6 protein-coding genes are annotated in these 4742 nt (G+C 47.8%); 2 read left to right on the top strand and 4 right to left on the bottom strand.

Annotation, left to right across the window (positions count from 1 at the left end; translation table 11 throughout):
- The coding region (locus A3751_RS09685) for a SprT-like domain-containing protein (RefSeq protein ID WP_197466262.1) at positions 1-528 on the bottom strand (528 nt) is incomplete at its 3' end.
- A gap of 81 nt (positions 529-609) precedes the next feature.
- Here A3751_RS09685 and A3751_RS09680 point away from each other — a divergent pair.
- Both A3751_RS09680 and A3751_RS09675 read left to right on the top strand, forming a co-directional pair.
- Positions 610-1371, top strand: coding sequence for a sulfite exporter TauE/SafE family protein (locus tag A3751_RS09680; protein ID WP_068455044.1), 762 nt, complete (start codon positions 610-612; stop codon positions 1369-1371).
- A gap of 51 nt (positions 1372-1422) precedes the next feature.
- The gene (locus tag A3751_RS09675) at positions 1423-2502 is read left to right on the top strand and encodes an NAD-dependent epimerase/dehydratase family protein (protein WP_068455042.1); all 1080 of its coding nucleotides are present in this window, start codon (positions 1423-1425) and stop codon (positions 2500-2502) included.
- Positions 2503-2561: 59 nt separating this feature from the next.
- On the opposite strand, the gene A3751_RS09670 is transcribed toward A3751_RS09675, so the two are convergent.
- The 3 genes from A3751_RS09670 to A3751_RS09660 all read right to left on the bottom strand — a co-directional run.
- Positions 2562-3443 carry a methylated-DNA--[protein]-cysteine S-methyltransferase gene (locus A3751_RS09670; RefSeq protein WP_068455036.1) on the bottom strand — a complete coding sequence of 294 codons (882 nt, stop codon included), beginning with the start codon at positions 3441-3443 and terminating at the stop codon, positions 2562-2564.
- Between the two features lie 53 nt (positions 3444-3496).
- Complete coding sequence (locus A3751_RS09665) at positions 3497-3892, bottom strand: thioesterase family protein (RefSeq protein WP_068455032.1); 396 nt, start codon at positions 3890-3892, stop codon at positions 3497-3499.
- Positions 3893-3980: 88 nt separating this feature from the next.
- A partial coding sequence (locus A3751_RS09660; protein WP_068455030.1) for a class II fructose-bisphosphate aldolase occupies positions 3981-4742 on the bottom strand: 762 nt, incomplete at its 5' end.

Below are 4742 nucleotides of genomic sequence, written 5' to 3'. Positions count from 1 at the left end.
ACGGCATAAATACCTTGCTTGCTGATTGATCACTTTCTTGTGTCGTATTGATGTAAGCTCGTGTACTCGTCCACGGCAGGCACAACCATATTCATAGCGTTTCAAGCGCCGAGCCGGCTTCGTATCATATTGATGAGTCACTTCAGGTTTCTGTCGTAGCACCTCGCTCATTACCGACTGCCACTCTTTTCCATGCGGACGGACGTTGCGCCCGTACAACTGAAACACAATAAAATGTGCGACCTCATGCCCGATTGTCTCGGTAATAAAACGCTGACCATATGCTTCGAGCATCGAAGCATTTAGGCGTATTTCATTGAACGTCACCTTGGCGCTAACAGGCCCTGTCGAGCGTCCAACCTTAGCCCGAAACTGGCCAGCTGACCTACCCCGCAAAGAAAAGCTAACCGCATCTAGCTCAAAGCTTCGCTGAAAATATCTCTCTGAGAGCGAGAGGCATCTTTCTAATTCATTGATCGCCAAGCGCTGTAGAGCTGACAAATTTTCTGGCGCGGAAAAACTAGGCATAGGTAAAATCAGATTAGGCATGAAGCGAAATTTTAATTGCGCTAGTATGCCCAACTCATCAAATCACGAACAGTTAAAACAATGTACGAAATCAGCTTCCTCAGTGTCAGTCTACTCGTTGCGATGGGCTTTTTAGCAGGCATAATCAATACGATGGCAGGCGGAGGTTCCAATCTAACCATTCCTGCGCTAATGGTCATGGGATTACCTGCGGATATTGCCAACGCGACCAATCGTGTTAGTGTTTTCTTTCAATCGCTAACCGCGACAAAAGGGTTCAGCAAGCACGGTAAGCTCGATATACCTGATTTGAAAAAGATCGTTGGTGTGACGCTCATTGGCGGCTTAGCGGGCGCGATCCTCGCGTCCTATATGCCAGCAGAGTATCTTAAACCAGTTTTATTGTGCTCTATGATACTGATGGCAGGAATTATACTCTTCAAGCCCGCCGTTGTTGCTCCCCCTGAAGGAACGATACCACTCAAGATATCCGAATCAGCCAGCTCTGTTCCCATGCTTCTTTTAGCCGGTTTTTATGGTGGCTTTGTTCAGGCAGGGGTCGGATTTATACTTATTGCCGCTGTAGCGGGTAGCTTGCGCTACGACCTTGTCCGTTCAAACGCATTAAAGATTGTATGCACCCTTGGTTTTACTGTGGTTGCCCTCATTATCTTTATTTGGAACGATCAAATATTGTGGGTCCCGGGCTTGATCCTTGCGATTGGCTCAATCGTTGGGGCACACATTGCCGTTAAAATAACCATTAACTTAAGCCAAAAAGCGTTGAAGTGGTTTTTGTTTTTGATGACGATATTTGCTAGCGCAGCCGCTCTACTAACCTAGTTAATGATCTGGCCGCACTCTATCTAATAACAATCACAGTAGGGGTTATTCATGTCAGAAGAAAACGCAAGCACAGTTGTCTGTGTCACCGGTGCATCAGGTTTTATTGCTGCTCATCTAGTAAAACAATTACTCGCTCAGGGCTATCGTGTGCGCGCAACCGTTCGAGGTGCTCCAGATAGATATCCTTATTTAACGAACCTTGAAGGTGCGAAAGAGCGATTAGAATTTCACAAAGCCAATCTTCTCGAAGAAGGCGCCTACGATAAAGTCGTCGATGGTTGTGATTATGTATTGCATACCGCAAGCCCTTACATCGTAAACGTTAAGGATTCGCAGAAAGAGCTTGTTGACCCTGCGGTTAACGGCACCCTTAACGTTTTAAAAGCATGCGAAAAATCCGATTCCGTAAAACGCGTTGTTATCACCTCTTCCCTCGCCGCAATAACCGATGAGCCCCACAGTGACAAGGTCTTCTCGGAAGCGGACTGGAACGAGAAATCCAACTTAAAGCGCAACCCCTACTTTTATTCAAAAGTGTGTGCAGAGAAAGCTGCATGGAAATATCTCGAGGAGCATAAAGGCACGTGCGGCTTTGATATCGTTACCATTAACCCATTCATGGTGATTGGCCCATCGCTGGGACCGTCATTGAACGAGTCAAACAAAGTTATTAGAGACCTTATGCACGGCCAGTATCCGTGTCTGATGACCCTAAACTGGGGTATCGTCGATGTCAGAGATGTCGCAAATTCACATATTCTCGCCATGACCACGCCCGACGCGTCTGGACGCTATTTGATTGTCAATGAGAACTGGAAGATGGATGAGCTCGTCAATTACCTACGTGATGATTTGGGCTACACCGATTATCGCTTGCCTAAACTCAATTTGGATAACCCATTCGGAACCAAGCTGATGCATCTTCTTTCTTACACTCAGCCCTCAGGTAATGGTACCTATATGCGGTCGCATATTGGACAGAAAATGCGCTTTGATAACAGCAAAGCGATCAACGAGCTTGGCATTCAATACATTCCAATTAAAGAGAGTGTGGCTGCTGCCGTTGAGGACATGCTTGTCTGGGGGCATTTACGTCCTCGCAAAGCGAACAAGACCGCCGCTGCATAACTTTAGTCAAATAGTCCAGCAAGAGCGCTTGGTAGAATTGCCATGATTCACCAAGCGCTTTATTTCGGACTCGCGGACTGCGCCGTACCTTTCTCAAGAATAAGCATAGCGGCCTTACGATCAACGCCCCATCGGTACTGGTTGATGGCGCCGCTTGCTCTAATAACGCGATGGCATGGAATCAAATAGCCAACCGGGTTTTTAGCGACAGCTGATGCCACGGCCCTGACAGAGTTTTCCATCCCTAGGTAGTCAGATAGCGCTTGGTAGCTCCAGACACTCCCCTCTGGTATCGCAAGCAACGCTTCCCATACCTTGACCTGAAATACCGTTCCCTTCACCCAAATCTTTAGTCCGCCGTTCTTTCGGTTAATTTCCGCACTACGGCGTTCGGCGAGCGAAGTAAATATCCGAGCACATTGCTGCTCTGCTTCGATGTCGGAATGCACATAGTGCGCATTGGGCCACTCGCATGCCAACTCCTCAACCGCTGCGTTGAAATTGAGCTGATCATGCAGAAACGCGAGCTTAATGGTGCCGCGATTTGTCCAAGCAATAAACGCCTCGCCAAACGGGGACAAACTAACTCCGTAATTAATCGTGAGTCCATGGCCTGCAGACTTAAACTCGCCAGGAGTGACGGCCTCAAAGCGGATATAGTTATCATACAAGCGGCTTTCGCTGGAATAACCAATTGTGGCGGAGGTCTCCGCAACACTGCAGTCGTGCAACAAAGATCTTGAGTGATGGCGATTGACTGCTAGCAAGAACTGTTTAGGGCTTAAGCCTGCCCACTCTTGGAAAGTACGCTGAAAGTGTGCGCTGCTCAGATTGGCAACAGTCGCCAAGTCGGAGAGTGTTGGCTGTTGCTTCGCATTATCGACAAGGTGGTTTATCACCTTTGCCATTCTTTGATACAAGTGATTTTGTTCTTCATGCATGAGACCACCTTATCATGAGCGTAAGCGGCTTCGTCACCCGTTTCTTGCGATATTTATGAAGCGCCGAGATGCTGCTCTAGCTGAGCGCGTATCGACTCTGGAATCGGCTCAGACCGCTTATTTATATGGTCAAAATGCACCATTATTGCAACTCCCTTGGCACAAAGCTTGTCGTTCTGCCATGCTTCTTGATAAACCTCTAATGAACTATTTCCAATCTTTTGGATGCTCGTCTTGATGCTTACATCAATCCCGTAAAAAAGCTCTCCGGTGTATTCCACCTCGACTTTCGCCAAAATCAGGTTCCATTCTTTCGGTAAAAGAGTGGGAACAAAAATCTGAAATATAGGCGTGCGGCACTGTTCAAACCAAACAGGCAGCGTTGCGTTGTTAATGTGGCCGAGCGCATCAGTCTCAGCGAAACGTGGTTGAATGATTTCCGTGAACATTGAATTCTCCGCTTGTCTTTATTCTTTACACTTTGCTTACATGCACAAAAAAGCACGCCGAAGCGTGCTTTTGAGCGAGGATTTGGACTTAGCTGACTTTCGGGTCAAGCTCGCCACGCTGGTAGCGCTCAAACATCGCCTCAAGACTAACAGCCTTTATCTTAGAAGCATTACCCGCTGTGCCGAACGCTTCGTAGCGAGACACGACAATCTCTTTCATTGCCGTGACCGTTTCTTTTAGATACTTACGAGGATCAAACTCAGAAGGGTTTTGTGCCAAGAAACGTCTTACCGCACCGGTTGAAGCCAATCGCAGATCTGTATCGATATTTACCTTGCGTACACCGTACTTAATGCCCTCGACGATTTGCTCTACTGGAACGCCGTAAGTCTCAGGAATCTCTCCGCCAAACTCATTGATAATCGCCAACCACTCCTGCGGTACAGATGAGGAGCCATGCATAACCAGATGTGTGTTCGGAATTCGATCGTGAATCGCTTTGATACGATCAATCGCAAGAATGTCGCCGGTAGGTGGACGCGTGAATTTGTACGCACCATGGCTCGTACCACAAGCAATTGCCAGGGCATCGACTTGTGTTTTCTTAACGAAGTCTGCGGCCTCTTCAGGATCTGTTAGCATTTGATCGTGCGATAACGTCCCTTCTGCACCGATTCCATCTTCTTCTCCGGCCTGCCCCGTCTCCAGAGAACCTAGGCAGCCCAACTCACCTTCTACCGAGACACCACACGCATGCGCCATCTCAACAGTGCGGCGAGTAACATCAACATTGTATTCATAATCTGTGGGCGTCTTACCGTCTTCTCCCAGAGAACCATCCATCATGAC

Source organism: Oleiphilus sp. HI0080, from assembly GCF_001635135.1.
The sequence above is the reverse complement of the archived record's forward strand: the minus strand, read 5'-3'. Positions and strand labels throughout refer to the sequence as shown.